We start from the raw sequence: 24,351 nt of genomic DNA, 5'->3' as shown, positions 1-24,351 counted from the left end.
CCGGTACACTCGTCGGAGGCCGCGCGGGAGCGCACGCCGCCACGGAAGCGAGGACGACGCAGGTGACACGCAAGACGGACGACAAGGCCGAGCTCACCGGTCTCGAAGCCCCGACGCTCGGCCCGACCGGCCGCCCCCTGCGCGACTTCCCGCTGCCGGTGGAGCTCACCGGTCACGGCCCCGCCCGGATCATCTCGCTCTGCAACCAGAAGGGCGGCGTCGGCAAGACGACGACGACCATCAACCTGGGCGCGACCCTCGCCGAGTACGGCCGACGCGTGCTGGCCATCGACTTCGACCCGCAGGGCGCCCTCTCGGCCGGCCTCGGGGTCACAACCTACGACGCCATCACGATCTACGACCTGCTCCTCGGCACCGTGAAGGACCCGGCCGAGGCGATCCGGAGGACCCGCGTGCCGGGCCTGGACGTCATCCCGGCCAACATCGACCTCTCCGCCGCCGAGGTCCATCTCGTCAACGAGGTCGCGCGCGAGCAGATCCTCGCCCGGGTGCTCCGCAAGGTGAGCGCGGACTACGACGTCATCCTGATCGACTGCCAGCCCTCGCTGGGCCTGCTCACGGTCAACGCGCTCACCGCGAGCCACGGCGTGCTCATCCCGCTCGAGTGCGAGTTCTTCGCGCTGCGCGGCGTCGCCCTGCTGATCGAGACGATCGACAAGGTCCGCGACCGGCTCAACCCGGTGATCGAGCTCGACGGCATCCTGCCCACGATGTACGACTCCCGCACTCTGCACTCGCGGGAGGTGCTCGACCGGGTGGTCGACGCCTTCGGAGACAGCGTGCTCGAGACGGTGATCGGCCGCACGGTGAAGTTCCCGGACGCCAGCGTGTCCGGCGTCCCGATCACCCAGTTCGCGCCCGAGCACAACGCCGCGAAGGCGTACCGCAAGCTCGCCAGGGAGCTGATCTCGCGTGGCGCGGTCGCCTGAGGTCCTCCTCGAGGAGCGCGCCGCTCCCACCGGGTTCCACCTCGCGCTGACCAACTTCGAGGGTCCGTTCGACCTCCTGCTGAGCCTCATCGCGAAGCAGCAGGTCGACATCACCGAGATCGCGCTGAGCGCCGTGACGGACGAGTTCCTCTCGTACCTGCACGGGATCGACTCGCTCGAGGGGCTGGACCGCGCGTCGGAGTTCCTCGTCGTCGCCGCGACGCTCCTCGACCTGAAGATCGCCGGACTCCTGCCCCAGGGCGAGCTCGTGGACGCGGAGGACGCGGCGCTGCTGGAGGCGCGAGACCTGCTGTTCGCCCGGCTCCTGCAGTACCGGGCCTTCAAGCAGGTGTCGTCGTGGTTCGCCGAGCGGATCGCGATCGAGACCGCCCGCCACGTGCGGGACGTGCCTCTGGAGGAGGAGTACCGGTCCGCGAAGCCGGAGCTCGTCTGGACCCTGTCGCCCGCCGACTTCGCCGCCCTCGCGACCGTCGCCCTCGCTCCGCGCGAGCTGCCGACGGTGGGCCTGGACCACCTGCACGCCCCGCAGATCAGCATCCGGGAGCAGGCCGCGCACGTCGTGGCGATGCTGCGCGCCCGCGGGAGGGCCACGTTTGGCGAGCTGATCGCGGACGCCGACGAGAAGGGCGTGATCGTCGCGCGCTTCCTGGCCGTGCTCGAGCTCTACCGGCACGCCGCGATCTCGTTCGACCAGCCGGAGCCGCTCGGCGAGCTCACGCTGCGCTGGGTCGCCGAGCAGTGGAGCGATGCGAGCCTCGCCGCGCTCGGAGCCGACTATGACTCCTGACGCCGGCCCCGGGACCGTCGCGTTCGAGATCGACCGGGCGATCGAGGCGATCCTGATGGTCGCGGACGAGCCGCAGCCGCTCGCCTCCCTCGCGACCGCGCTGTCGAGGCCGATCGCCGTGGTCCGCCAGTCGATCGAGCGCCTGGCCGCCGACTACGACGGCGCCGACGGGGCGACCCGCCGGGGCTTCGAGCTGCGCGAGGTCGGTGCCGGCTGGCGGATCTACGTGCGCCGCGAGTACGACCCGGTGGTCAAGGACTTCGTCCTGACGCAGAACCCGACGCGGCTCTCGCAGGCGGCTCTCGAGACGCTCGCCGTGATCGCCTACAAGCAGCCGGTCTCGCGCGGTCAGGTCGCGCAGATCCGCGCGGTCAACGTCGACTCCGTCGCGCGCACCCTCCTCGGCCGCGGCCTCATCGCGGAGGTCGGCCACGACCCCGAGACGGGCGCGGTCCTCTACGGCACCACCGAGCAGCTGCTCGTGCACCTCGGCCTCACCTCGCTCGACGAGCTGCCGAAGATCTCCCCCCTACTGAGCGACGGAAGAGACGGATTCGATGAGCGCGCCTGACAGCGGCCCCGACGGCGAACGACTGCAGAAGGTCCTCGCGGCAGCGGGGGTCGCCTCCCGACGAGTGGTCGAGGAGATGATCGTGGCGCGGCGGATCCGCGTCAACGGCGAGGTGGCGGACGAGCTCGGCCGCCGCATCGATCCGGCGACCGACCGGATCGAGGTCGACGGGGTCGCGGTGCAGCTGGACACCTCGCGCCGCTACGTCATGCTCAACAAGCCGATCGGCGTCGTCAGCTCGCTGGCGGACGAGAACGGACGCACCGACCTCAGCCTCTACACGAAGAACTTCGAGGAGCGGCTGTTCAACGTCGGGCGCCTCGACGCCGAGACCTCGGGCCTGCTGGTGCTGACCAACGACGGCGAGCTCGCCCACGTCCTCGCGCACCCGTCGTTCGGAGTGACGAAGACCTACATCGCGAAGGTGCACGGGCAGGTGCTCCCGCAGACGATCGCGACGCTGACCTCCGGGATCGAGCTCGACGACGGACCGGTGGCCGCCGACAAGGCGCGTCTCCTCGGCCGGCCGGAGGGCCGCTCGAACGCCTCGCTCGTCGAGATCACCCTGCACTCCGGTCGCAACTGGGTCGTCCGCCGGATGATGGCGGCGGTCGGCCACCCGGTGATCGAGCTCGTCCGCCGCCAGTTCGGTCCGCTGCACCTGGGCACCCTGCGCTCGGGCGATCTGCGCGACCTGACCCGGGAGGAGCTGGGCGCGCTGCTCACGATCGCGCGGCAGGGCGGCGAGGCGGTGGCGGCCGCTCCCGCGGTCCCCTCGAAGAAGGCGAGCGCCGGTGCGCGGCGGCCCCGGCCGGACAGCGGCGAGCGCGTCGCCCCGGCGGAGCGCGGCTCGGCCGGGCGATCCTCGGATCGCGGCGGATCGTCCGGACGGTCGTCCGACCGCGGCGGCTCGGCGGGACGGTCGTCCGATCGCGGCGGCTCCTCCGCCGGCGGCGGGCGGAGCGACGGTCCTCCGCGCCGGTCCGGCGCCGACAAGCAGCGCCGCGCCGATCGCTAGGCTGTCGGGGTGAACGAGCTCCTGCACCCCGCGCCGCCCGCGATGCGGACGACCGGGACGGTGCGGGTGGTCGGCTCCGGACTACTCGGCGCCTCCATCGGCCTCGGCCTCGCCTCCCGCGGGATCGACGTCGTCCTCGACGACGCCTCGCCCGCGAGCCTCTCCCTCGCCATCGACTACGGGGCCGGCCGCGCCGCCTCCGCCGACGACCGGCCCTCCGTCGTCGTCGTCTGCGTCCCCCCTGACGTCACCGCGAGCGTCGTCGAGCGCGAGCTCGCGGCGCACCCCGGAGCCGTCGTCACCGACGTGGCGAGCGTCAAGACCCAGCCGCTGCGCGAGCTGCGCTCCCGCGGCGTCGACCTCGCCCGCTACATCGGCTCGCACCCGATGGCCGGCCGCGAGCGCGGCGGACCGGTCGCCGCGCGGGGGGACCTCTTCGTCGGTCGGCCCTGGGTGATCTGCCGCGACGGCGAGACCGCGCCCGACGCGCTCGCGCGGGTGGAGGGCCTCGCTCTCGACCTCGGCGGCACCATCGTCGAGATGGACCCGGAGGAGCACGACCTCTCGGTCGGCCTCGTCTCGCACGCCCCGCAGGTGATCTCGTCACTGCTCGGCCAGCGCCTCCTCGACGCCCCGAACGCGGCGCTCCGCCTCGCCGGGCAGGGCGTCCGCGACGTCTCGCGCCTGGCGGCCTCGGCCCCCGAGCTCTGGATGCAGATCCTGGCCGCGAACCGCGAGCACGTCGTCACGGTGCTCGACGCCTTCCGCGACGACGTCGCCGCGGTCGCCGACGCTCTCCGCGACCTCGAGGCGCCCGGCTCGCGCCGCGTGCTCGCCGAGCACCTGGCCGCGGGCAACGCCGGAGTGGCGCGCCTGCCCGGCAAGCACGGCCAGGACCAGCGCTTCTCGACCCTGATCGTCCTCGTCGACGACTCTCCCGGAACCCTCGCGCGACTCCTGGTCGAGATCGGCGAGGCGGGCGTCAACCTCGAGGACGTGCGCCTCGAGCACGCGCAGGGGCGCCGAGTGGGTCTCGCCGAGATCTCGGTCGTGCCCGAAGCGGTCGCGCCGCTGACCGAAGAACTGACCATACGCGGCTGGAGGATCGCCGGATGAGCACCGAGCAGAACAGGCAGGAGGGCGGCCTGAACAGGATGACGCCCGCCCGCCGGGCACAGCAGAGCATCCCGGAGGACGGGGGCGCGGCTCCCGAGCGCGAGGCGCGCTCCGAGGCCGCCGAGCAGGGCGACTTCGGCGAGGCCGTCGTGGTCGCCATCGACGGCCCGGCCGGCAGCGGCAAGTCCAGCGTGTCGAGGGCTGCCGCCCGCCGCCTCGACTTCGAGTTCCTCGACACGGGAGCGGCCTACCGCGCGCTCGCCTGGCACGGGCTCGACCGCGGCCTCGACTTCGAGGACCAGGACGCGATCGTCGACGCGCTCGACGGCTTCGACTACTCCATCGGCACCGACCCCGAGTCGTACTCGGTGTGGGTCGGTCCGACCGAGGTGACCACCGCCATCCGCGAGCCCCGGGTGACCGCGCGCGTCTCGGCCGTGGCGAAGGTCCCCGAGGTCCGTCGGAGGATCACACTGCTGTTCCGGAGGATCATCGGCGAGACGCGTCGGGAGGGCATCATCGTCGAGGGCCGCGACATCACGACGGTCGTCGCACCGACCGCTCCGGTCCGGATCCTGCTGACGGCGAGCGAAGAGGCTAGAATGGCCAGGCGTTCGCGCGAGGTCACCACGGAATCCGCCGAGGCGACGGGTCAGGCGCTGCGGTCGAGGGACCGCGCCGACTCGCAGGTGGTCGACTTCATGAACGCCGCAGAAGGAGTCACTCTTCTCGACTCCACTCATCTCGACTTCGAGCAGACCGTCGACGCGGTCGTCGCCGAGGTCCGAACTTCGAGAGCAAGGGCCGGTCATGGCACAGGACACGCACGTCGGTGACGACGAGCTGAACTTCGGAGACGACGACCTCGTCGAGCGCCTCGGCGACCTCGACGAGCAGCTCGCCTCCTCACGCGCGCAGGCGCTCCGCAGCGGACTCGAGGACTACGACCTCGACGAGGAGGACCTCGACCTCCTCGAGTTCGCCGGGGAGGACTCGGACGAGGTCCGCTACCTCCCCGCCCTCCCGGTCGTGGCGATCGTGGGCCGCCCCAACGTCGGCAAGTCCGCGCTGGTGAACCGCATCCTCGGCCGCCGCGAGGCCGTCGTCGAGGACACCCCGGGCGTCACGCGCGACCGCGTGTCCTACAAGGCGGAGTGGATCGACAGGGCGTTCACCATCGTCGACACCGGCGGCTGGGAGCCCGACGCCCGCGGCATCGACGCCTCCGTCGCCATGCAGGCCGAGATCGCCATCGACCTCGCCGACGCCGTCATCTTCGTCGTCGACGCGAACGTCGGCGCGACCGCGACCGACGAGCACGTCGTGAAGCTGCTGCGCAAGACGAAGAAGCCGGTCTTCCTCGCCGCGAACAAGGTGGACGACGCCCGCCAGGAGCCGAACGCCGCCTCGCTGTGGTCGCTCGGCCTGGGCGAGCCCCGCCCCGTCTCGGCCGTCCACGGCCGCGGCGTCGCCGACCTGCTCGACGCGGTGCTCGAGAGGCTCCCTCTGGAGTCGGCCGTCGCCAAGCGCGAGGTCGGCGGACCGCGCCGCGTCGCGATCCTCGGCCGCCCGAACGTCGGCAAGTCCAGCCTTCTCAACAAGGCCGCGGGGGAGGAGCGGGTCGTCGTCAACGAGCTCGCCGGCACCACGCGCGACCCGGTCGACGAGCAGGTCGAGATCGCCGGCAAGGTCTGGCGCTTCGTCGACACCGCGGGCATCCGCCGCCGCGTGCACCTCCAGCAGGGCGCCGACTTCTACGCGTCGCTGCGCACCTCGACCGCGCTCGAGAAGGCCGAGGTCGCCGTCGTCGTCCTCGACGTCTCGCAGCCGATCTCGGAGCAGGATGTCCGCATCATCGACCTGGTGCTGGAGTCGGGCCGTGCGCTCGTTCTCGCCTTCAACAAGTGGGACCTGCTCGACGACGAGCGCCGCCGGTACCTCGAGCGCGAGATCGAGACCGACCTCGCGCACGTGGCGTGGGCGCCCCGCGTCAACATCTCGGCCCGCACCGGCCGCCACCTCGAGAAGCTCGTGCCCGCGCTCGAGCTCGCCCTCGAGTCGTGGGACACCCGCATCCCGACGGGCAAGTTCAACGCCTTCCTCGCCGAGCTCACCGCGGCGCACCCGCACCCCCTCCGCGGAGGCAAGCAGCCCCGCGTGCTCTTCGGCACGCAGGCCTCGTCGCGCCCGCCGACATTCGTCCTCTTCACGACCGGGTTCCTCGACCCGGGCTACCGCCGCTACATCGCACGCCGCCTGCGCGAGATCTACGGCTTCCAGGGGTCGCCGGTGAACGTCAACATGCGCGTCCGCGAGAAGCGCGCGCGCTGAGCGCAGCCCGCGTGCGCATCCGCGAGAAGCGCGCGCGCTGAGCGCAGCCGCACCGTGTCCGGCCCGTGGGAGTTCCTCCCGCGGGCCGTCCGCGTCTCCGGGAGGAGCGGTCGTCGAGTCGAGGGGCGGATGCCGCTCCGATGCGGCTCGATCGAGCGGGTCGGCCTCGTCGCGAGCGGGAGTGACGGGCGGCGCGGTGCTGCCGAAGGCCCAGCGGCCTCCCTCGAACCGGGCGGTCGTCTCTCCGATCGGGCGTCGGCAGGGCCGGGAGGCCGGTCAGTCGCCGGTGGCGAAGGGCCACCACGGCGGCAGGAGCCGTCGGTAGGCGGCGAGGTAGCTGCCGGGATCGCGGGGCGCGGGCAGGCGGAGCCACTGCTCCATCAGGCCGACGGAGCCCGCCGCGAGGAACGAGGCCGTCGCGTCCTCGAGGAACCCGAGCGGTGCTTCCGCGGCCGGCACGTCGAGGATCCCGGTGTCGAGCGTCGCGGAGACGGCGGTGCGGAAGTGCCCCGCGAGCATCGAGCGGAGGCCCGAGTCGCCGCCGGGGGCGTCGAAGGCGCGGAGGTAGAGGTCGCGGTGGCCGTCCAGGTGGCCGAGGACGCGGGAGGTGCCCTCGCGGATGCTCGCGTCGGTCGTGGCGCCGCTCCGGAGCTGCTGGAGGTAGCCCTCGCGGATCGCGTCGAGCTCGTCCTGCAGGGCTGCGCAGAGCAGTTCTGCGGCGGAGGAGGCGTGGGCGTAGAAGGTGGAGCGGTTCACGCCGGCGAGATCCGTGATCTCGGAGACGGTGAGGGTGGCGACGTCGCGGCCGGTCGCGAGTTCGATGATGGCCCGGTGCAGGGCCACCTGTGATCGCTTCTGCCGCGCATCCACTGCTGACGCCTCCCGAGCTGCCGACGGCGCGTCGACCCGTGCCGACGCGTTCCGCGCAGCGAGTCTACGGGGCCCGCTCGTTTTCACTTCCGGCGTCGGCATCCGCTAAGGTAGTCGAGTTGCCCGGGCCTCGGCCCGGTCTGCCACGGGCTGTGGCGCAGCTTGGTAGCGCACTTGACTGGGGGTCAAGGGGTCGCAGGTTCAAATCCTGTCAGCCCGACGGAAAGCCCTGATGAGACCGCTGGTCGTCGTCAGGGCTTCCGTCGTTTCCGGGCCTCGTCGTGATGCTGCGGACCGCTCACCGGAGCGCTGCGGCGACCTCGGCGAAGGCCTCGCGACGTCGAGCGGAGCGCGCCTCCCGCTCGGCGGGATCCCGTGCCCAGAGCGCCTGTCGCGACGGATGGAAGGTGCGGATCACCGTGAGGCCGCGCTCGCGCTCGATCGTCGGGTGCCGCCTGAGGAGGCGCCGCCAGCCGTGATCGGCGTCGCCGCCCTGCAGGAGGACCACCTCGACGTCGGGGGCGAGCGCGAGCAGATGCAGGACGGTCTCGACGCCGGCGTCGAGCTGCTCGGCGTTCGGGGCCTGGTTGATGTACCAGGGGTAGGCGTTCCACGGCAGCAGGTCGGCGGGGGCGAGGCCCACCTCGTCCATCAGCCCGGCCATGAGCTCCGCCGTCGGGTCGTCGTTCTCGGTGCAGAGGAAGCCGCTTCCGACGCCGTCCTGGGTGGCGGGGCCGGGATCGCGGAGGACGCTGAGGACGCGCGCCTCCACTCCGCCGTGCAGGGGAGCGACGTAGGGCAGCCAGCCGCGTCCGTAGGGGTTCCGCAGCTCGTCGACCCAGCGGTTCACGGGAGCCACGTGCGGTGCATAGCGCTGCTCCCACTGGGCGCGGCGGAAGGAGAGGTCGGCCATGGAGCGGGGCATGTCCGCACCCTAGAGGGTCACCGGGGCGGCGCGGCACCCTTCCTGGTCGTCGGCCGTGCCGGCGGCGTCCGGACTGAGAGGCCGGAGCGGCATGCACGGCGTCTCCCCGACCGCCCGCAAGGGCGGCGGCAGGCCGGCTCCCTAGCGTCGGTGGACGTGACCCACTCCGCTCCGCTCGCCCGCTGGTGGCGCGAACCCTGGTGGGCGCGGCTCACCCTCCTCGCGATCCTGTGCGGTTCGACGGTCCTCACCGGCTGGAATCTCGCCCGGGGCGGAGACGCCGTCTTCTACGAGGCGGCGGCACGGTCGATGTCGGAGTCGTGGCACGCGCTGGCGTTCGGAGCCTTCGATCCCGCCGCCACGGTGACGCTGGACAAGCTGGCGGGGTTCGCGGTGCCGCAGGCGCTGAGCATCCGGCTGTTCGGCATGTCGACGTCGTCGATCGCGCTGCCGCAGCTGATCGAGGGGCTGATCACGGTCGCGGCGTGCTCGGTCGTCGGGCTCCGGTGGGGCGGCCGGGGGCTCGGGCTGGTCGCGGCGGCAGCGGCGGCGAGCACGCCGATCCTCGTGTCGATGTTCGGGCACCCGATGGAGGACGGGCTGCTCACGGCGGCACTCGCTGTGGCGCTGGTGTGGTGGCAGCGCGCGGTGCTGACCGGGCGGTGGTGGCCGCTCCTGATGACCGGGCTGTCCATCGGGATCGGCTTCCAGGCGAAGATGATGCAGGCCTGGTTCGTCCTGCCGGCGCTCGTGGTGGCGACTCTCGTCGGGGTGCACGGGTGGCGCCGAGCCCTCGCCTGGGCGGGCGGGCTCCTGGCCGTCGCGGTGGGTGCCTCCGTGGCGTGGACGGTCGCGATCCAGGCGGTGCCCGCGGGCGGCCGGCCGTACATCGACGGGTCGACGGGGAACGACGTGTTCGCGATGGTGTTCGGATTCAACGGGCTCGACCGGCTGATCTCGGGCGCGGTGCCCGGCGCCGTCGTCGCGTCCGCCCACGTCGCGGCGATGGGCGGAGCGGCGGGATCGTCGCCGGTGAAGCTTCTGCTCGCGCAGTACGCGACCCAGGTGGGCTGGCTGTACCCCGCGGCGCTTGCGGGGCTGATCCTGGGGGCGGTGCGCTGGCGGCCGCGGCGGGGGAGCACCCGCGGTCCGTTCGCCCTCCTGGTCCTGACCGCGGTGTGGCTGGCGACGGCGGCGGCGGTGCTCTCGGTGGCGACGGTGCCGCACACCGCCTACGTCGCGGCGATCGGAGTGCAGCTGGCGCTCCTCGCGGCGCTGGGCTGGGCGGAGGCGGTGCGGCTGCTCGCGTCGACCCGGGTCGTCGCGCGGCTGGTGCTGCCGCTCCTCCTCGTCGCGCAGACGGCGTGGAGCGCGGCGCTCGCCGTGGGCGGGCAGCTGCCCGCGGTGCTGGGCCTGCCGTTCGCGGCGCTCGCCGGAGCAGGGCTCGTCGTGGTCGCGGTGGCGGCGCGGCGACGGAGGGGCGGTGCGGTGGAGCGAGCGGTCGGGAGCCGGAGGGAAGCGGCCCGGCGTCGTCCCGTCGCGCTCGCGGCAGCGGTCGTGATCCTGGCCGGGCCGGTCGCGTTCAGCCTGCAGGTGCTCGACGCGTCCCTCGACGGGTCGGGCGGCGACGCGCTCGTCGGCCTGCGCTTCCCGCAGCGGGCCGAGACCTCGGCTCCGTTCGCGGTCTCATCGCCGGACGCGGTCGGCGGGCACGACTCGATGACCGCCGACGAGACCGGCCTGGTCGCTGCCGCTCGTGCCGCCGGCGGCGGGGTGGACGGCGCGCCCCTGTTCCTCACCGACTCCTGGGCGATCTCGGCGCCGATCATCACGGCGACCGGCGCGAGCGTGCTCACCGACGGCGGCTTCTCCGGCCAGGCGCGGGTCTTCACCGAGCAGGACGTCACCCGGATGATCGCGGCAGGAGGCACGCCTCTGCTGGTGCTGAAGAACTCCGCTCCGCCGACCGAGTCGGTGCGGAAGGCCGCAGTGGCGGACAGGTGCACCGAGCTGCAGGAGTGGGGGCCGGCGGCGACGGAGTCGGGGGAGCACGCCTCCGCGGTCACCGGGTTCTCCTTGTGGAGGTGCGGACCGGTGCCGCAGAGCTCGGCGGGCGGGGTGGCGGCTGTCGGCCGGTGACGGCGTCGGGCGAATCTCGCGTCGATGCGATCGCGACCCCGGCGGAACGGCGAGGAGCGGCTGCCGTCGTCCTGCCGCTCGCAGGATCGGGGCGGGCCGAGGAGGTCGGGTCCGCGAGCGGGACGGCCCCTGGCGCCTCGTCCGCGCGATGCCGGCCCGCCGCCTATCCTTGAGGGCGATGTCGAACTCCCGCGCCGAGGCCGCCTACCTGCGCTCCCTCGGCGCCTTCCGAACGCCGACCCTCGATCTCCTCCACGGCCGCTACGCGCCGTTCGTCGTCGCCGCCCTGTCGCTCGTGTTCACCGTCGACCGGCAGGCCGTGGCGGTCGCCGACGCGCACGCCGAGGTGGGGGAGCTGCTCGAGGAGCTGCGCTCGGCCGGGTACGACGAGGGCGAGCGCGCGCTGCCGAGCGGCACGGCGCGCGAGGTGTGCCGCTACTGGGTCCGCGTCGGCTGGCTCGTGCCGCAGATCGAGGGCGAGGCCGAGGTCTACCGGCTGAGCGCCCACGCCGTGAGCGCCCTCGAGATCACCGGGCGCACCGGAGGCGGACGCACGCGCGTCTCGAACTCGCGGGTGCGCACTCTGCTGGAGGCGGTCGAGCGGCTGGCCGCGGACGTCGAGCCCGACCCGGAGGCCCGGCTCTCGCGGCTCCGCGAGGAGCGGGCGCGCCTGGACGTCGAGATCGCCGCCCTCGAGGAGGGCGCCGGTCTCGAGCCGGCCGACGACGAGCAGCTCCTGGAGGAGGCCGAGAACGTGGTGCACCTCGCCCGCGAGCTGCCGGCCGACTTCGCGCGGGTGGCGGAGTCGATCAAGGCGATGCAGCGCGACGTGGTCGCGGATCTGCGCCGCGACGTCCGCCCGACCGGCGAGGTGCTGCGGGAGTACCTCGAGCGCGGGCAGCACGTGATGCAGGCGACCAGCGAGGGCCGTGCGTTCGCCGGAGCCCTCCGCCTCCTGGGCGACCCCGAGCGGATCGACGCGCTCGCCGACCAGCTCCACACCGTGCTCGTGCAGCCGTTCTCCCGCCTGATGGACCCCGCCCAGCGCGCGGAGCTGGCCGCGATCGGCCGCCGGGTGGAGCTGGGCGTGCAGGAGGTCCTGACCGCGCAGCGTCGCGCGTCCCACGTCATCACGGGCCAGGTCCGCACCCACGACCCCGCTCGCGACCGCCAGGTGGACGAGCTGCTGCGCGACGTGATGGCGGGGCTCCAGGAGTGGACGGGCGGGATCTCGCCGGACGCGCCGGTCACGCCGCTGCGGCACCTGCCCGTCGCCGGGATCGGCCACCTGCGCCAGACCCTCGGCGACGTGCGCCCGGCCGGCGGGCCGGCGCCCCTGGCCGGAGACGACGGCGACGCCGAGTTCGTCGGCGACGACAGCCGGGCCTGGGGCGGTCCCCGCTACGCGGAGCTGGAGGCCTACGTGGCGGAGCTCGGCGACGAGTTCGATCTGGCGGACGCGTTCAGCGCGGCTCCGGAGGACACTCGACGGCCCGTCGACCTGCTCGGGCTGCTCGAGATCGCGCACCGGACGGGCCTCGTCGACCGCGAGGGCTACTCCGTCGTGAGCACGCGCCGACCCGACGGGACCGTGCGCCGCTTCGCCTTCGGATCCGTGACCGCCCGCACCGAGGAGGAGACCGACGATGAGTGACACCCTGGCGACCGACGGGACCGCCGCCGATCCGTTCATCGCGCCCGTGTCGATGGAGGAGGACCCCGACGAGCTCTTCCCCGGCGACCGCGGCGTCCTCGACACCGAGGTGCGCCGGGTGCTCGTGCACGTGCTGCAGCGCCGCTTCCTCCTCGCCGACCGCCACCGCGAGCAGTGGGCCGTGCTCCAGGAGCACCGGCAGCTGATCGAGTCGCGGCTGAACGACCTGTTCGTGCGGCTCGTCGTCGACCACGAGCGCGGGGTCGCCTACAAGCAGCAGGTGCGCTCCGACGAGGTGGAGATGCCGGTGCTGCTGCGCGACCTCCCCTACAGCCGCGCCGAGACGCTGGTGCTGGTGCACTTGCGCACGGTCCATCAGCGGGAGTCGGCGGCCGGCGAGGCGTCGGCGCGCGTGGACGTCGAGGAGGTCGAGCAGACGGTGCTCAGCTACTTCGCCGACGCCGAGCGCGACACCGCCCGCCGGCAGCGCATGGTCCGCAAGGCGCTGGAGCGGCTCGGCCGCGACGGCATCGTCGACGAGGAGTCCGCAGGGCGGTACCGGATCAGCCCGATCGTGGAGATCGTGCTGAGCGCGCCGAAGCTGCGGGAGCTGAGCGACTGGCTGCGCGGGCGGGCGGGCGAGGACGCTTCCTCGGTGGTCGCAGAAGCGGCGCTCGCCGAGGAGCCCGGCTCGGACGATCCGGAGCAGGCGGACGACGACGCGCTCGAGGACGACGGCCTCGACGAGGACGCGGACCCGCCCACGGACGGCGTCCTGCCCGGGACCGATGTCGCGGACGACGAGCCGGCCGACGACGAGCCGCTGGACGACGAGCCGACCGACGACGACACCCCCGACCCGGAGGACGACCCCCGATGACGATGCTCGACACCCTCTTCGGCCTGATCCCCGCCGCCTCCCGCGGTCAGCAGTGGCTCGCCGAGGACCTGCAGCTGGTCAACTGGGGCGGCTACGACGGCGCGCACCGGGTCCGCTTCTCGCCGGGGGCCACACTGCTCTGCGGCGGCTCCGGCTCCGGCAAGTCCACGCTGATGGACGCCTACATCGCCCTGATGATGCCGCACACCACGCCGTTCAACGGCGCCTCGAACGGCGGAGTGACGGGCCGTCCGCGCGGCGAGGACCAGCGGAACATCCTCTCCTACGCGCGCGGCAAGCTCGACGAGTCGCGCACGGACGAGGGCACGACCATGCGCGTCCTGCGCGGCGACGGAGTCGACACCTGGACCGCCGTCGCGATGACCTGGGTCGACCACGACGGCTCGCGCTTCAGCGCGGTCCGCGCCTGGTACGTCCCGGCCGGCTCCCGGGTGCTCGAGGAGACCGTGCGGATCCGCGCGAGCGCCGAGGGCCCGGTCGACCTCGCCGCGCTCGACCGGGCGGCGGCGCACCGCTTCTCCGACGCGTCGCTGCGCGCGGCGGGCCTGGATCCGCTCGGCACCGACCGCGAGTTCTCGGCGCGTCTGCACGCGGTGCTCGGCATCGGAGCGGCGGGAGCCGGATCGAAGGCGATGAGCCTGCTCGCCCGCATCCAGGCCGGTCAGCAGATCACGACCGTCGACGACCTCTACAAGCGGCTCGTGCTCGAGGAGCCCGAGACCCTGGCCTCCGCCGACGCGGTCGTCGCCCACTTCGACGAGCTCGAGAGCACGCGGCAGCGGATGCTCACCGCGCGCCAGCAGGTCGCGGCACTCGAGCCGTTGCGGGGCCTGCGCCTGCGCATCGCCGCGTCCGCGGAGCGCGTGCGCCTCATCGACGCACTCGGGGAGTTCGACGCCCCGGTGTCGCCGGCGGCCCTGTGGCGCGCTGAGCAGCGCCTCGGCCTGCTGCGCGACGTCGAGGCCGAGCTGCGCGAGCGCACCCGCGCCGTCGACGCCGTGCTCCGCGAGAAGCGGGCCCTCGCCGAGGCGGCGGAGTCGGAGCGGGACGGGCTCGCCGAGGTGCTGCGGGCCTCCGGCGGCGACCGCCTCGAGACGGCCCAGCGCGAGCTCCGCGAGGTGGAGCGGCGGCTGGGCGCGGCGCGCGAGAACCGCGCCCGGCTCGACGAGGACCTGCGCGCTCTCGGCGAGCCGGAGACCACCCGCGAGCGGTTCGAGGCGGTGCTCGCCCGGGCGGCGAGCGCGGCCGACGCCAAGCGCAGCACCCGTGCGGCCTGGTCGGACGCGGTCGCCGAGCGGAAGGCCGCGGCGCGCGATCTCGCCGAGCTCGAGGCGGAGCAGCGCTCGGCCTCGGACCGTCGGGACAGCATCCCCCGGCCTCTGCACGAGGCGCGCGAGCGGATCGCGGAGGCAGCCGGCCTCACCGCCGACGACCTGCCCTTCGTCGGCGAGCTGGTCGAGGTGCGTGCCGAGTTCGAGCCCTGGCGCGAGGCGTTCACGCTCGCCCTCGGCGGCTTCGCGACGACGCTGATGATCGACTCCGCCCACCTCGACCGCTTCCGCCGCGCCATCGACTCCCTCCGGCTCCCGGTCCGGCTCCGCTACGAGGGCGTGGAGACCGGGCTCGAGGAGGTGCGGGGCCTCGACCCGCAGACGCTGCCCGGGCGCCTCGACTACCGCGCCACCGCCTTCACCGGCTGGCTGCAGGACCGGCTCGAGGACCGCTTCGGCTACGTGTGCGTCGACAGCGCTGCGGAGCTCGGGCGCCACCGGCTCGCCCTGACCCTCACCGGTCAGCTCTCGCAGGGGCAGCGCGGTGCGCACGGCGGCCACGGCGCCGCGAACGTCCTCGGCTTCTCCAACTCCCGTCGACTCCGCGAGCTGAACGCCCTGGTCGAGGCGGCCCGGGCCCGCAGCGCGGCGGCCGTCTCGGCGGCGTCGGCGGCGGAGGAATCCCTCGATGCACTCGACGACCGGATGACGCGCCACGCCCGCCTCGCGCTGGTGAGCTGGGAGACGGTCGACGTCGAGTCGCTGCTCGCCGAGCAGGAGCGCTGGGAGGCGGTCGGCGCCGAGGCGGCGGAGGCGAACCCCGAGCTCGCCGGGCTGCAGGAGCAGATCGACGGGCTGCGCGGCCGCCTCGAGCGCCTCCGCCAGGAGATCGCGCGCGCCGGTGTGGAGCGCGAGCGGATCGAGGCGGAGTGGGCCGTCGTGGTCGACGACGTCGACGCGAGCCAGGCGGTTCTCGATGCGGCGGAGCGCGCAGGACGCGAGCTCGACGACGACCAGCGCGCCTTCCTCGACGCCCGGTTCACGCTGACCGAGGCCGCGGCGTCCGGCAGCGCCTCGGACATCCTGGTCCGCTTCGACGCAGCGCTCGCCACGGCAGCGCAGCGACTGGCGGAGGACCGCCGCTCCGCGGCCGAGGCGCACGAGCAGCAGCGCGAGAGCGCCGGCCGGATCATGGCCGGCTTCCTCGACCGCTGGCCGAACCCCAACCTGCTCGCGGACCCCGAGGCGTCCGCGGGCGACTTCGAGCGGCTGCTCGACGCCCTCGAGACCAGCGGCCTGCACCGGCTCGAGACCGAGTGGCGCGACAGCCTGCTCACGCTCTCCGGCAACGACCTCACGAGCTTCGACTCCACGCTCGGCCGCTCGCTGCGGGAGATCCGCGAGCGGATCGAGCCGATCAACGTGATCATGCAGGATCTGCCGTTCTACGACGACGGCCACCGCCTGCAGATCACGACGCGCGAGAACCAGTCGGAGGTGCGCCGTCGCTTCCGCCGCGAGCTCCGCGAGGTGCGCGCGCAGATCCAGGCCGTGTCCGCGGAGGAGGAGCGCGAGCAGGTCTACCGGCGGATGTCCCGGCTCATCCAGCGGCTGCGGCGCACCGCGCCCGACTTCGGCGACCTCGTCGACGTCCGCAACCACGTCCGGGTCAGCGCCGAGCGCGTGGACGCCGTCACCCGAGCGCACGTAGCGCTGTACGACCACATCGGCGAGAAGTCCGGCGGGGAGTCGCAGGAGCTGATCGCCTTCATCGTCGGAGCGGCGCTGCGCTACCAGCTCGGCGACGCGGGAGCAGACCGCCCCCGGTACGCCCCGGTCTTCATGGACGAGGCGCTGATCAAGGCCGACGCCCACTTCACCAAGCGGGCGATCGGTGCGTGGCGCGGTCTCGGCTTCCAGCTCGTGATCGGCGCCCCGAACGACAAGTACAGCGCGATCGAGCCGCACGTCGAGGTGGAGTACGACATCCTCAAGGACACGCGCGGACGCTCCTGGGCCAGGCCGAAGGTGGGCCTGGCCCCCTAGGGCTTCGTGCCGATCTTCGCGTGGCTGCGCGAGTAGGCGAAGTAGATCGCGAAGCCCACGGCCAGCCAGATCAGGAAGCGCAGCCAGGTCTCGATCGAGAGGTTGAGCATCAGGTAGGTGCAGATCAGGGCCGAGAGCAGCGGGAGCCACGGGTTCAGCGGGACCCGGAAGCCGCGCTTCAGGTCGGGCCGCTTGCGGCGCAGCACCACGACGCCGACCGAGACCAGCACGAACGCCGAGAGCGTTCCGATGTTGACCATCTCCTCGAGCACGCCGATCGGAGTGAGGCCGGCGAGCAGCGCGACGACGATCGTCACGACCACGGAGGTGAACCACGGCGTGCGCAGGCGCGGGTGGACGGTGGCCAGGCGCCGGGGGAGGAGCCCGTCGCGCGCCATCGCGAAGATGATGCGCGTCGCTCCGATCAGCAGCGTCAGCACGACGGTGGTCAGGCCCGCGACGGCGCCGGCCGAGATGACCGTCGCCATCCAGGTCTGCCCGTGGTAGGCGAACGCGTTGGCGAGCGCGGCCGACGGGTCGAGCTCGCGGTAGGGGACCATGCCGGTCACGACGAGGGCGACGGCGCAGTACAGGACCGTGCAGATGATCAGCGAGGCGATGATGCCGATGGGCAGGTCGCGCTGGGGGCGGCGGGTCTCCTCCGCGGTCGTCGCGACGACGTCGAACCCGATGTAGGCGAAGAACACCAGGGAGGCGCCGGCGATGATGCCGCCGACCCCGAACGTGGCCGGCTCGATGCCCGAGAGGAACTGGAGCAGCGGCTGGGTCAGACCGGACGCGGACGGCGAGGGCTCGGCGGCGGGGACGAACGGGGTGTAGTTGGCGGTGTTCACGAACTGCAGGCCCGCGATGATGACGAACAGGACGATGAACAGCTTGATCGCGACGAGCACCAGGTTGACGCGCAGCGATTCCTTGATCCCGAAGGTCATCAGCGCGCCGAGCACGAGGACGAGCAGGATCGCCGGCACGTCGACCACGCCGCCGTAGGTGAGCGCCGGCGGGAGAGTCACTCCCAGCTGCTGCAGCAGCGACCCGAGGTACGCGCTCCACCCCTGCGCGACCACGCTCGCTCCGAGGAACAGCTCGAGGATCAGGTCCCAGCCGATGATCCAGGCGAAGAGCTCGCCGAGGGAGGCGTAGGAGAAGGTGTAGGCGGAGCCCGACACCGGGACCGTGGAGGCGAACTCGGCGTAGCACATGGCCGCGAGGGCGCAGGCGAAGGCGGCGACGACGAAGCTCAGGACGATCGCCGGTCCGGCGATGTCGTGGGCGGCGCGGCCGGTGAGGGTGAAGATGCCGGCGCCGATGACGACTCCGACGCCGAAGACCGTGAGATCGAGCGCGGTCAGCGACTTCTTGAGCTTGTACTCGGGCTCATCGGTGTCGGCGATCGACTGCTCGACGGACTTGGTGCGGAGGAGGCTCACGGTGGTTCTCTCTGTGGGCTGCGGGGTGGAGGCGCGAGGGCCACTGGGGAGGATAGCGGGGCGGGCGCCTCTGCCGCGCCGGGCGTCGCGCGAGTACGCTTCCCGGCCATGAGCAGGATCTTCTCCGTGGCGTTCGCCGACGTGCACCCCCTCTACGTGGCGAAGGCGGAGCGCAAGGGCCGGACGAGGGAGGAGGTCGACGAGGCGGTCCGCTGGCTCACCGGCTTCTCGGACGAGGAGCTGGCCCGGCACCTCGAGAGCAGGACGACCTTCGAGGAGTTCTTCGCGGCGGCGCGCCTGCCTCCGCAGGCCTCGGCGATCACGGGGGTGATCTGCGGCGTGCGGGTCGAGACGATCGAGGATCCGCTGATGCAGCGCATCCGGTACCTCGACAAGCTGATCGACGAGATCGCGAAGGGACGGCCGATGGCGAAGGTGCTGCGGGCTCCCGCGGCCGGCTGAGCCGCCGGCCCCGGGCGCTCCTCCACAGGCGCCGATCCGCTCCGGTTCTCCCCGGTCCGGGCCAGCGGGATCTCGCGCCGCCGGCGACGCGAGCAGGGTGTCGGACATGACATTCACACAGCGAACCCCTGCTCCTCCGTCCCGCCGCCGCGATCCCGAAGTCCTGCGGGCGAGCGCGATCCAGGACCTCCTGGCGGCCGTCCCCTCCATCATCGGCATCCGTCCGGAGGAATCCGTCGTCGTGGTGCCGTTCCTCGGCACGCGCGCCGGGGGAGGCTTCCGGATCCCGCTCCCGGAGACGCTGCGCGGGATGGAGGCGGAGGCGCTGGCGGGCGGCTGCGCGGCCATGATGGAGACGATGCCGCGGGCCACCGGTGTGCTGGTGGTGGTCTGCACCCGTGCGGGCTACGCCGAGGAGCGGGGGATCCCGCATCTCGACCTCGGCCGCGCGGTGCTCCGGCGCCTGGAGCGCACGCGCCTGGACATCATCGCCGTGGCCTGCATCGCCGCCGACGGATGGGGGCGCTACACGGACGCCGAGGAGTGCCGCAGGCCACGTCCGCTCCTCGAGATCGAGCGGAGCGAGACCGGCGTCCTCGCCCGAGCGGTGGCCGACGAGCCTCTGGACATCGACGCGCTCTCCGTGCTGCCGCCGGTCCTCGAGGAGGATCGCGCGCTCGTCGCGGAGGTGCTCCGCCGGCCGCCCCTGGTCGGCGACACGGAACGGCTCGTCGAGCGCTGGCTCAGCGGACCGCGGGACGTCCGCCGCGAAGGACTGATCGTGCGGACGCTGCAGTCGCCGCCCCTCCGCGACCGGGTGACCGTGCAGATCGCGCGGAGCGCGCAGGCGGGAATGGGAGTGCCGCCCGGCGCGGCGGGCGACGCCCGCGCCGGAACGGACGACGACCACGACCTCGAGCTGTCGGCCCTGCTGCTCGGCAGCGGGCGTGCTCCGGAGCGCGGCCGTCTGGCGCGGGCGACCGGGCTCCTCGCCCGTGCCGCCGCGTTGGCGCCGGAGGAGGCGCGCTCCTCCGTGCTCACCGTTCTCGCGTGGTGCTGGTGGGCGAGGGGTGTCTCGAGCCTCGCCGGGCTCCACCTCGACGAGGCGCTGCGGCTCGACCCCGACGACTCGATTGCCCGGCTCTACGCCTCGCTGTTCGCGGCCCGCCCCCTGCCGGACTGGGTGCTCGCGGCCGCTGCCGAGGCGCTCGACGCCGCGAGCGCCTGAGGTCGGGCGCCGGCCGGTGCGCTCGTCCCGGAGACGGATGCTCTTGCGCGGGGGAGGGGACGGCCCTAATGTGCAACCACATGGTTGTACGTATGGACGCCGACATCGACCTGCTCTTCCGGGCGCTGGCCGACAGCACCCGCCGCGACATCGTCGCCCGGGTGCTGGTCGGCGAGCAGTCCGTCTCCGCACTCGCGGCGCGCTACGAGATGTCGTTCGCGGCGGTGCAGAAGCACGTGGCCGTCCTCGAGCGGGCCGCACTCGTCCGCAAGCGGAGGAGCGGGCGGGAGCAGCTGGTGCAGGGCGAGGTCGCCGCAGTGCGGCGGGCGTCGCGCCTGCTCGACGCCTACGAGCAGCTGTGGGCGGGGAGGATCGACCGCATGTCGGACCTCCTCGACGAGGAGTGACACCCGCGAGCCGACCGGCGCGCGGGATCTGCTGGAGGGAGAGGCGCGATGAGCGTGCTGCAGTCCGTGAAGGACATCGAGGAACTGACCCTGACCGTGACCGCCGAGTTCCACGCGGGGATCGAGCGCGTCTGGCTCCTCTGGACGGATCCGCGCCGCCTCGAGCGCTGGTGGGGGCCGCCGACCTGGCCGGCGACCTTCGAGCGGCACGAGCCGGTCGAGGGCGGACGGAGCGCCTACGTCATGACGGGACCGGACGGCGAGCAGGCGCGCGGCTGGTGGCGCATGACCCGGGTGGAGGAGCCGACGCGGTTCGAGTTCGAGGACGGCTTCGCCGACGAGCGCGGCGACCCGGTCGACGCGCTGGGGATCACCCGGGCCACGGTCACCCTCGACGAGATCGAGCCGGGGCGCACGCGGATGGTCCTCAGCAGCCGTTTCGAGTCGGTCGAGCAGCTCGAGCAGATGGTCCAGATGGGCATGGAGGAGGGACTCCGCCAGGCGATGGGGCAGATCGACGCGATCCTGCTCGAGGACTGAGTCGGCGCCCATGGAGGTTCGGCGCTCGCCGCGCCGAGCCTCCGGGCGGAGGAGCCGTCCGCGCTACTGCTCGGGGTCGGTGAGGGCGGCGGCGTAGGCGCGGACGGAGCGCTGGTACCGGGGGAGCCCCGGAGCCAGCGCCTCCAGCGCGATCCGCAGGGCCTCGTCGACGCGCCCGGCGCTGTGCAGGGCGAGCGCGAGGAACACCTCCCGCGCGGAGCCCACCGCGGGGTGCGCGGCGGCGCCGGCGAGGAGGTCGATCGCCTCATCGGTGCGGCCGAGGTTCCGGAGTGTCGAGGCGTACTGGATCGTCAACCGCGCCCGCCGCTCGTCATCCAGGCCGGCTGCGAGGGCGCGCTCGTACTCGACCGCCGCCTCCGCCTCGTGTCCCGCGCTGTCGAGGGCGCCGCCCAGCTCGAAAGCGGCGATTCCGTCGTGTCCCGGGTAGCGGGCTGCGAGGACGCGCATCCGCTCGACGACGCCGTCCGGGTCGTCCTGAGCGTCGAGGCGCTCGACCGCCGCGAGCCAGAGGGCGAGCGCGTCGGTCTCGGGGCGGTCGGGGTCGGAGGCGCGTGTCTCGATCACGCCTCTGACGCTACCGCGCCCGCTCAGTGCGGGGAGCGGGGCTACGAGGCGGTCGAGTCGGCGCCGTCGTCGTCCGACCCGCCGTCGTCGGAGCCGGAGGTGCCCGCTCCGACCGGCGCGGCGCGTCGGCCGGCCTCGATCAGGGCGGTCGACGCAGCCGCTCCGCCGATCAGGGCGAACAGCGCCCAGCCGGCTCCCCACTTGCGCTTGCCGATCAGGGCGTCGAACGAGAGCGCGCCGGGGCCGTCCGCGACGATCGCGGCCGTCGCCGCGACGAGGACGGCGTTGTACTCCCACCCGCCGCCCGCGTTCCACAGGCCGTTGCTCCAGTGCACCTTGCGCACGGCGGTGACCATCGTGGCGACGAGTCCGGCGGCGGCGAGCGGAGTCGCGGCGCCGAGGGCGAGAGCGGCGCCTCCGGCCGTCTCGGTCACCGCTGCGGCGACGGCGTTGCGCCGGGCCGGGTGCATCTCCAGGCTCGACATCATCTGCTCGGTGCCGTCGAGGCCGGGGCCGTCGAACGAGCCCCGCAGCTTCTGCAGACCGTGTCCGACGAAGAGCCCGCCGACGGCGAGACGGAGAACGAGTGAGCCGACCTTCATGGTGACCTCCGGGGTGGGGTGGGGACGTGTAGTGCGAGGGTCCCGGCTGCGCCGCGCCCGGTCAAGGGGTCGCGCCCGGTGAGCGGGCCGCGCAGGAGGCGTGCGCGCTCGGCGAGGGCTCAGAGCAGTGTGTAGGCGGACGCGTCCATCATCACGGTGCCGTCGGTGCACACCTGGAGCTCGGCGGGGGCGCGGACTGCGCCGTCCGGGGCGTCGAGGACCTCGGCGACGAGGAACGCGGAGGTCCCGACCGCGCAGCCGTAGGCGCCGGGGGAGTGCCAGGCGACCCGGACGTCCGCCCGGGCGCCGGGGACGAGGATCACGGGAGCATCGGGGTTCGGGCCGGACGCGTCGGCGACCGCGCTGATCCGGTTCCCGTCGGCGTCGGTCGCGTAGACGCCGGGGATGCCCGCGAGAGCGCAGTCCGAGGAGGAGGTGCTGGTGAGCACGAGGTCGAAGGCGCTGTTCCCGGCACCCGACGCGTCGGGGTCGGGGCGGTACTCCATCGTCAGGTCGGAGCCCGTGCAGCGCGCCGCCGCCGGATCCGCGGCGGGAGAACCGGTCGACGAGGGCTCGGGGGTCGCCGTGACCGTCACGGTCACGGTGGGAGTCGGCGTCGGAGCGGGAGTCGGCGAAGACGTCGGGGTCGCGGTCGGCGTCGGGAGCGGCGTCCGCGCGGACGGGGCTCCGCCGCTGCCCGCGCAGCCGGAGAGGACGAGGACGAGTGCTGCTGCTGCCAGCGCGGAGGCGCCGGTCCGGTGCGAGAACGTGCTCATGTCCGCAGTCTGCCACCGCCCGGACCGAACGGCCCCGCGGATCCGCGAGCATGCTCGGAGATCCCGGACAGGGAGGCGCAGGACGGATGCGGCGGGCGTCCGGAGGTGCCCCTCCTCGCGCCCGCCGCACCGGGGTCGGCGCTAGATGCGGACGACCATCTTCCCGGTGTTGCCGCCGCGCATCATCGAGAGGAACGCGTCCACGGCGTGGTCGATGCCGTCGACGACGGTCTCGTCGTAGGCGATCTCTCCGTCGGCGAACCAGCCGGCCATCAGCCGGTTGAACTCCGGCGCGTGGTCGAGGTAACCGGACAGCGTGAAGCCGCGCAGCGTGAGACCGCGGGTGATGATGTTCGCCATGTTGTCGGGGCCGGGCGTCTTCTCGGTGCTGTTGTAGCCGGCGATCGCTCCGCAGAGCGCCGCGCGGCCGCCGTCGCGGAAGGCGTCGAGGGCCGCCTCGAGGTGGTCGCCGCCGACGTTGTCGAAGTACACGTCGATCCCGTCGGGCGCGGCCTCGGCCAGCTGCTCGCGGACCGGGCCGGAGTGGTAGTCGAAGGCGGCGTCGTAGCCGTACTTCTCGGTCAGCAGGGCGACCTTCTCGGCCGAACCCGCGGATCCGACGACCCGCTCGGCTCCGAGGAGGCGCGCGATCTGGCCGGCGGCCGAGCCGACGGCTCCCGCGGCGCCCGAGACGAAGACGGTGTCGCCCTCCTTCATGCCCGCGATGGCGGTGAGCCCGACGTACGCGGTGAGTCCGGTCATCCCGAGGATGCCGAGGCGGAGCGAGAGCGGCACTCCGGGGATCTCGGGGACGACGCGGAACTGCGACGACTCGGCCTGCACGACGTCGCGCCAGCCGAGCTGGTGCAGGACCGCGCTGCCGACGGGGAACGCGGGGTCGTCGGAGACGGTCACCCGGCCGACGGCACCGCCGGTCATGGTCTCGCCGAGGGCGAAGGGCGGGGTGTAGCTCTTCACGTCGTTCATGCGGCCGCGCATGTAGGGGTCGACCGAGAGGAAGGCGTTCTCGACGCGGATCTCGCCCGCGGCCGGATCGCCGTACTCGACGGTCGCGGTCCGGAAGTCCTCGGCGACGGGCCAGCCGTCGGGGCGGCGGACGAGCTGGATCTGGGTGCTGGTGACGGTGCTCATAGGACCTTTCGTGGTGGTGGAGCGGAGGGGATCAGAGTGAGAGGCCGACGGCGAGAGCGATCACCGCGAGCAGACCCGGGGTCATCTGGGTCAGCGCGGCGCGGCGCTTGGTCGGAGCGGAGAGGAGCAGGACGAGTGCTGCGGCGACCATCGATCCGGCGCCGACGAACACGAGGGCCGCGCCGACGGCGGTGGCGCCGATCGCGACGGCGACGATGCCCGCCACGGTGACGACGGCGAGGAAGAGGTTGTAGAAGCCCTGGTTGTAGGCCATTTCCTTCGTCGCCTCCGCCTCGCCGGCGGTCGTGCCGAACGTCGATCGGGCGCGCGAGGTCGTCCAGAGGACCGACTCGAGCACGAAGATGTAGACGTGCAGCGCCGCGGCGAGAGCGGCGAGCACCAGTCCGAGAACGATCACGGCGGGCCTCCAGGCGATGGTCGTGATGCGGAGGGCTCCGCACCGATTGTGTAACGACCAGTCCACAATATACTGGAGCGAGCGGTCCGCGCCAGTGCGGCGCCGCAGCTGTCACCCCTCAGGAGGAGCA

General features: G+C 73.2%; 22 protein-coding genes, 1 tRNA gene and 1 pseudogene. 16 read left to right on the top strand and 8 right to left on the bottom strand.

Going from position 1 to position 24,351, the window contains the following annotated elements:
- Positions 1-62 precede the first annotated feature (62 nt).
- The 7 genes and pseudogenes from C5C53_RS09820 (at position 63) to der (ending at position 6,794) form a co-directional block, all read left to right on the top strand.
- On the top strand, positions 63-950 hold the full coding sequence (locus C5C53_RS09820) for a ParA family protein (protein WP_104222502.1): 888 nt from the start codon (positions 63-65) through the stop codon (positions 948-950).
- A complete protein-coding gene (locus C5C53_RS09815) occupies positions 934-1,758 on the top strand; it encodes a ScpA family protein (protein ID WP_104267431.1) in 825 nt (274 codons plus the stop codon). Before C5C53_RS09820 ends, C5C53_RS09815 begins: the two co-directional genes overlap by 17 nt.
- Complete coding sequence (scpB, locus tag C5C53_RS09810) at positions 1,748-2,329, top strand: SMC-Scp complex subunit ScpB (RefSeq protein ID WP_104267430.1); 582 nt, start codon at positions 1,748-1,750, stop codon at positions 2,327-2,329. The genes C5C53_RS09815 and scpB overlap by 11 nt, the downstream gene beginning before the upstream one ends.
- A pseudogene (locus C5C53_RS09805) lies at positions 2,316-3,086 on the top strand (pseudouridine synthase); the annotation flags it as partial. The gene scpB and the pseudogene C5C53_RS09805, both read left to right, overlap by 14 nt.
- A gap of 303 nt (positions 3,087-3,389) precedes the next feature.
- Entirely contained in the window at positions 3,390-4,463 is a 1,074-nt protein-coding gene (locus C5C53_RS09800) for a prephenate dehydrogenase (RefSeq protein WP_104267444.1), read from the top strand.
- Positions 4,460-5,299, top strand: coding sequence for a (d)CMP kinase (gene cmk, locus C5C53_RS09795; protein WP_244230649.1), 840 nt, complete (start codon positions 4,460-4,462; stop codon positions 5,297-5,299). The genes C5C53_RS09800 and cmk overlap by 4 nt, the downstream gene beginning before the upstream one ends.
- Positions 5,274-6,794 (top strand): ribosome biogenesis GTPase Der, encoded by a 1,521-nt coding sequence (gene der / locus C5C53_RS09790; RefSeq protein ID WP_104267428.1) that lies wholly within the window; start codon positions 5,274-5,276, stop codon positions 6,792-6,794. Before cmk ends, der begins: the two co-directional genes overlap by 26 nt.
- Before the next feature lie 276 nt (positions 6,795-7,070).
- On the opposite strand, the gene C5C53_RS09785 is transcribed toward der, so the two are convergent.
- Positions 7,071-7,637, bottom strand: coding sequence for a TetR/AcrR family transcriptional regulator (locus C5C53_RS09785; RefSeq protein ID WP_104267427.1), 567 nt, complete (start codon positions 7,635-7,637; stop codon positions 7,071-7,073).
- A gap of 173 nt (positions 7,638-7,810) precedes the next feature.
- Between C5C53_RS09785 and C5C53_RS09780 the strand changes: the two genes are divergently transcribed.
- Positions 7,811-7,884: transfer RNA gene (locus tag C5C53_RS09780), tRNA-Pro, on the top strand.
- Between the two features lie 78 nt (positions 7,885-7,962).
- Here the strand turns inward: C5C53_RS09780 and C5C53_RS17435 are convergent.
- Positions 7,963-8,589, bottom strand: a complete 627-nt coding sequence (locus C5C53_RS17435) for a uracil-DNA glycosylase (RefSeq protein WP_104267426.1) — start codon at positions 8,587-8,589, stop codon at positions 7,963-7,965.
- A gap of 156 nt (positions 8,590-8,745) precedes the next feature.
- Between C5C53_RS17435 and C5C53_RS09770 the strand changes: the two genes are divergently transcribed.
- The 4 genes from C5C53_RS09770 to C5C53_RS09755 all read left to right on the top strand — a co-directional run bounded on the left by C5C53_RS09770 (position 8,746) and on the right by C5C53_RS09755 (position 16,600).
- On the top strand, positions 8,746-10,728 hold the full coding sequence (locus C5C53_RS09770; RefSeq protein WP_104267443.1) for a glycosyltransferase family 39 protein: 1,983 nt from the start codon (positions 8,746-8,748) through the stop codon (positions 10,726-10,728).
- Positions 10,729-10,906: 178 nt separating this feature from the next.
- Complete coding sequence (locus C5C53_RS09765; protein WP_104267425.1) at positions 10,907-12,382, top strand: DUF3375 domain-containing protein; 1,476 nt, start codon at positions 10,907-10,909, stop codon at positions 12,380-12,382.
- A complete protein-coding gene (locus C5C53_RS09760; RefSeq protein ID WP_104267424.1) occupies positions 12,375-13,262 on the top strand; it encodes a DUF4194 domain-containing protein in 888 nt (295 codons plus the stop codon). Before C5C53_RS09765 ends, C5C53_RS09760 begins: the two co-directional genes overlap by 8 nt.
- The gene (locus C5C53_RS09755; protein WP_104267423.1) at positions 13,259-16,600 is read left to right on the top strand and encodes an ATP-binding protein; all 3,342 of its coding nucleotides are present in this window, start codon (positions 13,259-13,261) and stop codon (positions 16,598-16,600) included. The genes C5C53_RS09760 and C5C53_RS09755 overlap by 4 nt, the downstream gene beginning before the upstream one ends.
- Here C5C53_RS09755 and C5C53_RS09750 read toward each other — a convergent pair.
- Positions 16,597-18,051 (bottom strand): amino acid permease, encoded by a 1,455-nt coding sequence (locus C5C53_RS09750; RefSeq protein WP_104257295.1) that lies wholly within the window; start codon positions 18,049-18,051, stop codon positions 16,597-16,599. The two genes, C5C53_RS09755 and C5C53_RS09750, sit on opposite strands and share 4 nt — an antisense overlap.
- Positions 18,052-18,159: 108 nt before the next feature.
- Here C5C53_RS09750 and C5C53_RS09745 point away from each other — a divergent pair, with 108 nt between their 5' ends.
- The 4 genes from C5C53_RS09745 to C5C53_RS09730 all read left to right on the top strand — a co-directional run bounded on the left by C5C53_RS09745 (position 18,160) and on the right by C5C53_RS09730 (position 20,688).
- Entirely contained in the window at positions 18,160-18,513 is a 354-nt protein-coding gene (locus tag C5C53_RS09745; protein ID WP_104225408.1) for a DUF2200 domain-containing protein, read from the top strand.
- Positions 18,514-18,619: 106 nt separating this feature from the next.
- Complete coding sequence (locus C5C53_RS09740) at positions 18,620-19,741, top strand: DUF4192 family protein (protein ID WP_146084661.1); 1,122 nt, start codon at positions 18,620-18,622, stop codon at positions 19,739-19,741.
- A 92-nt stretch (positions 19,742-19,833) separates the two neighbouring features.
- The gene (locus C5C53_RS09735; protein WP_374953892.1) at positions 19,834-20,148 is read left to right on the top strand and encodes an ArsR/SmtB family transcription factor; all 315 of its coding nucleotides are present in this window, start codon (positions 19,834-19,836) and stop codon (positions 20,146-20,148) included.
- 48 nt (positions 20,149-20,196) lie between these two features.
- A complete protein-coding gene (locus C5C53_RS09730) occupies positions 20,197-20,688 on the top strand; it encodes an SRPBCC domain-containing protein (protein WP_104267421.1) in 492 nt (163 codons plus the stop codon).
- 63 nt (positions 20,689-20,751) lie between these two features.
- On the opposite strand, the gene C5C53_RS09725 is transcribed toward C5C53_RS09730, so the two are convergent.
- From C5C53_RS09725 to C5C53_RS09700, 5 genes are all read right to left on the bottom strand, one after another.
- Entirely contained in the window at positions 20,752-21,273 is a 522-nt protein-coding gene (locus C5C53_RS09725; protein WP_258075403.1) for a tetratricopeptide repeat protein, read from the bottom strand.
- Between the two features lie 41 nt (positions 21,274-21,314).
- Positions 21,315-21,875: a DoxX family protein gene (locus C5C53_RS09720; RefSeq protein ID WP_104222539.1), complete on the bottom strand. Its 561-nt coding sequence runs from the start codon at positions 21,873-21,875 to the stop codon at positions 21,315-21,317.
- A 119-nt stretch (positions 21,876-21,994) separates the two neighbouring features.
- Complete coding sequence (locus C5C53_RS17115; protein ID WP_181127742.1) at positions 21,995-22,651, bottom strand: DUF4232 domain-containing protein; 657 nt, start codon at positions 22,649-22,651, stop codon at positions 21,995-21,997.
- 141 nt (positions 22,652-22,792) lie between these two features.
- Positions 22,793-23,803 carry an NADP-dependent oxidoreductase gene (locus C5C53_RS09705; protein ID WP_104267418.1) on the bottom strand — a complete coding sequence of 337 codons (1,011 nt, stop codon included), beginning with the start codon at positions 23,801-23,803 and terminating at the stop codon, positions 22,793-22,795.
- A 31-nt stretch (positions 23,804-23,834) separates the two neighbouring features.
- A complete protein-coding gene (locus C5C53_RS09700) occupies positions 23,835-24,221 on the bottom strand; it encodes a DUF1304 domain-containing protein (RefSeq protein ID WP_104267417.1) in 387 nt (128 codons plus the stop codon).
- Between the last annotated feature and the right edge of the window lie 130 nt (positions 24,222-24,351).

It is taken from the genome of Rathayibacter sp. AY1E3, from assembly GCF_002932235.1.
In the GTDB taxonomy this organism is placed as follows: domain Bacteria; phylum Actinomycetota; class Actinomycetes; order Actinomycetales; family Microbacteriaceae; genus Rathayibacter.
The sequence above is the reverse complement of the archived record's forward strand: the minus strand, read 5'-3'. Positions and strand labels throughout refer to the sequence as shown.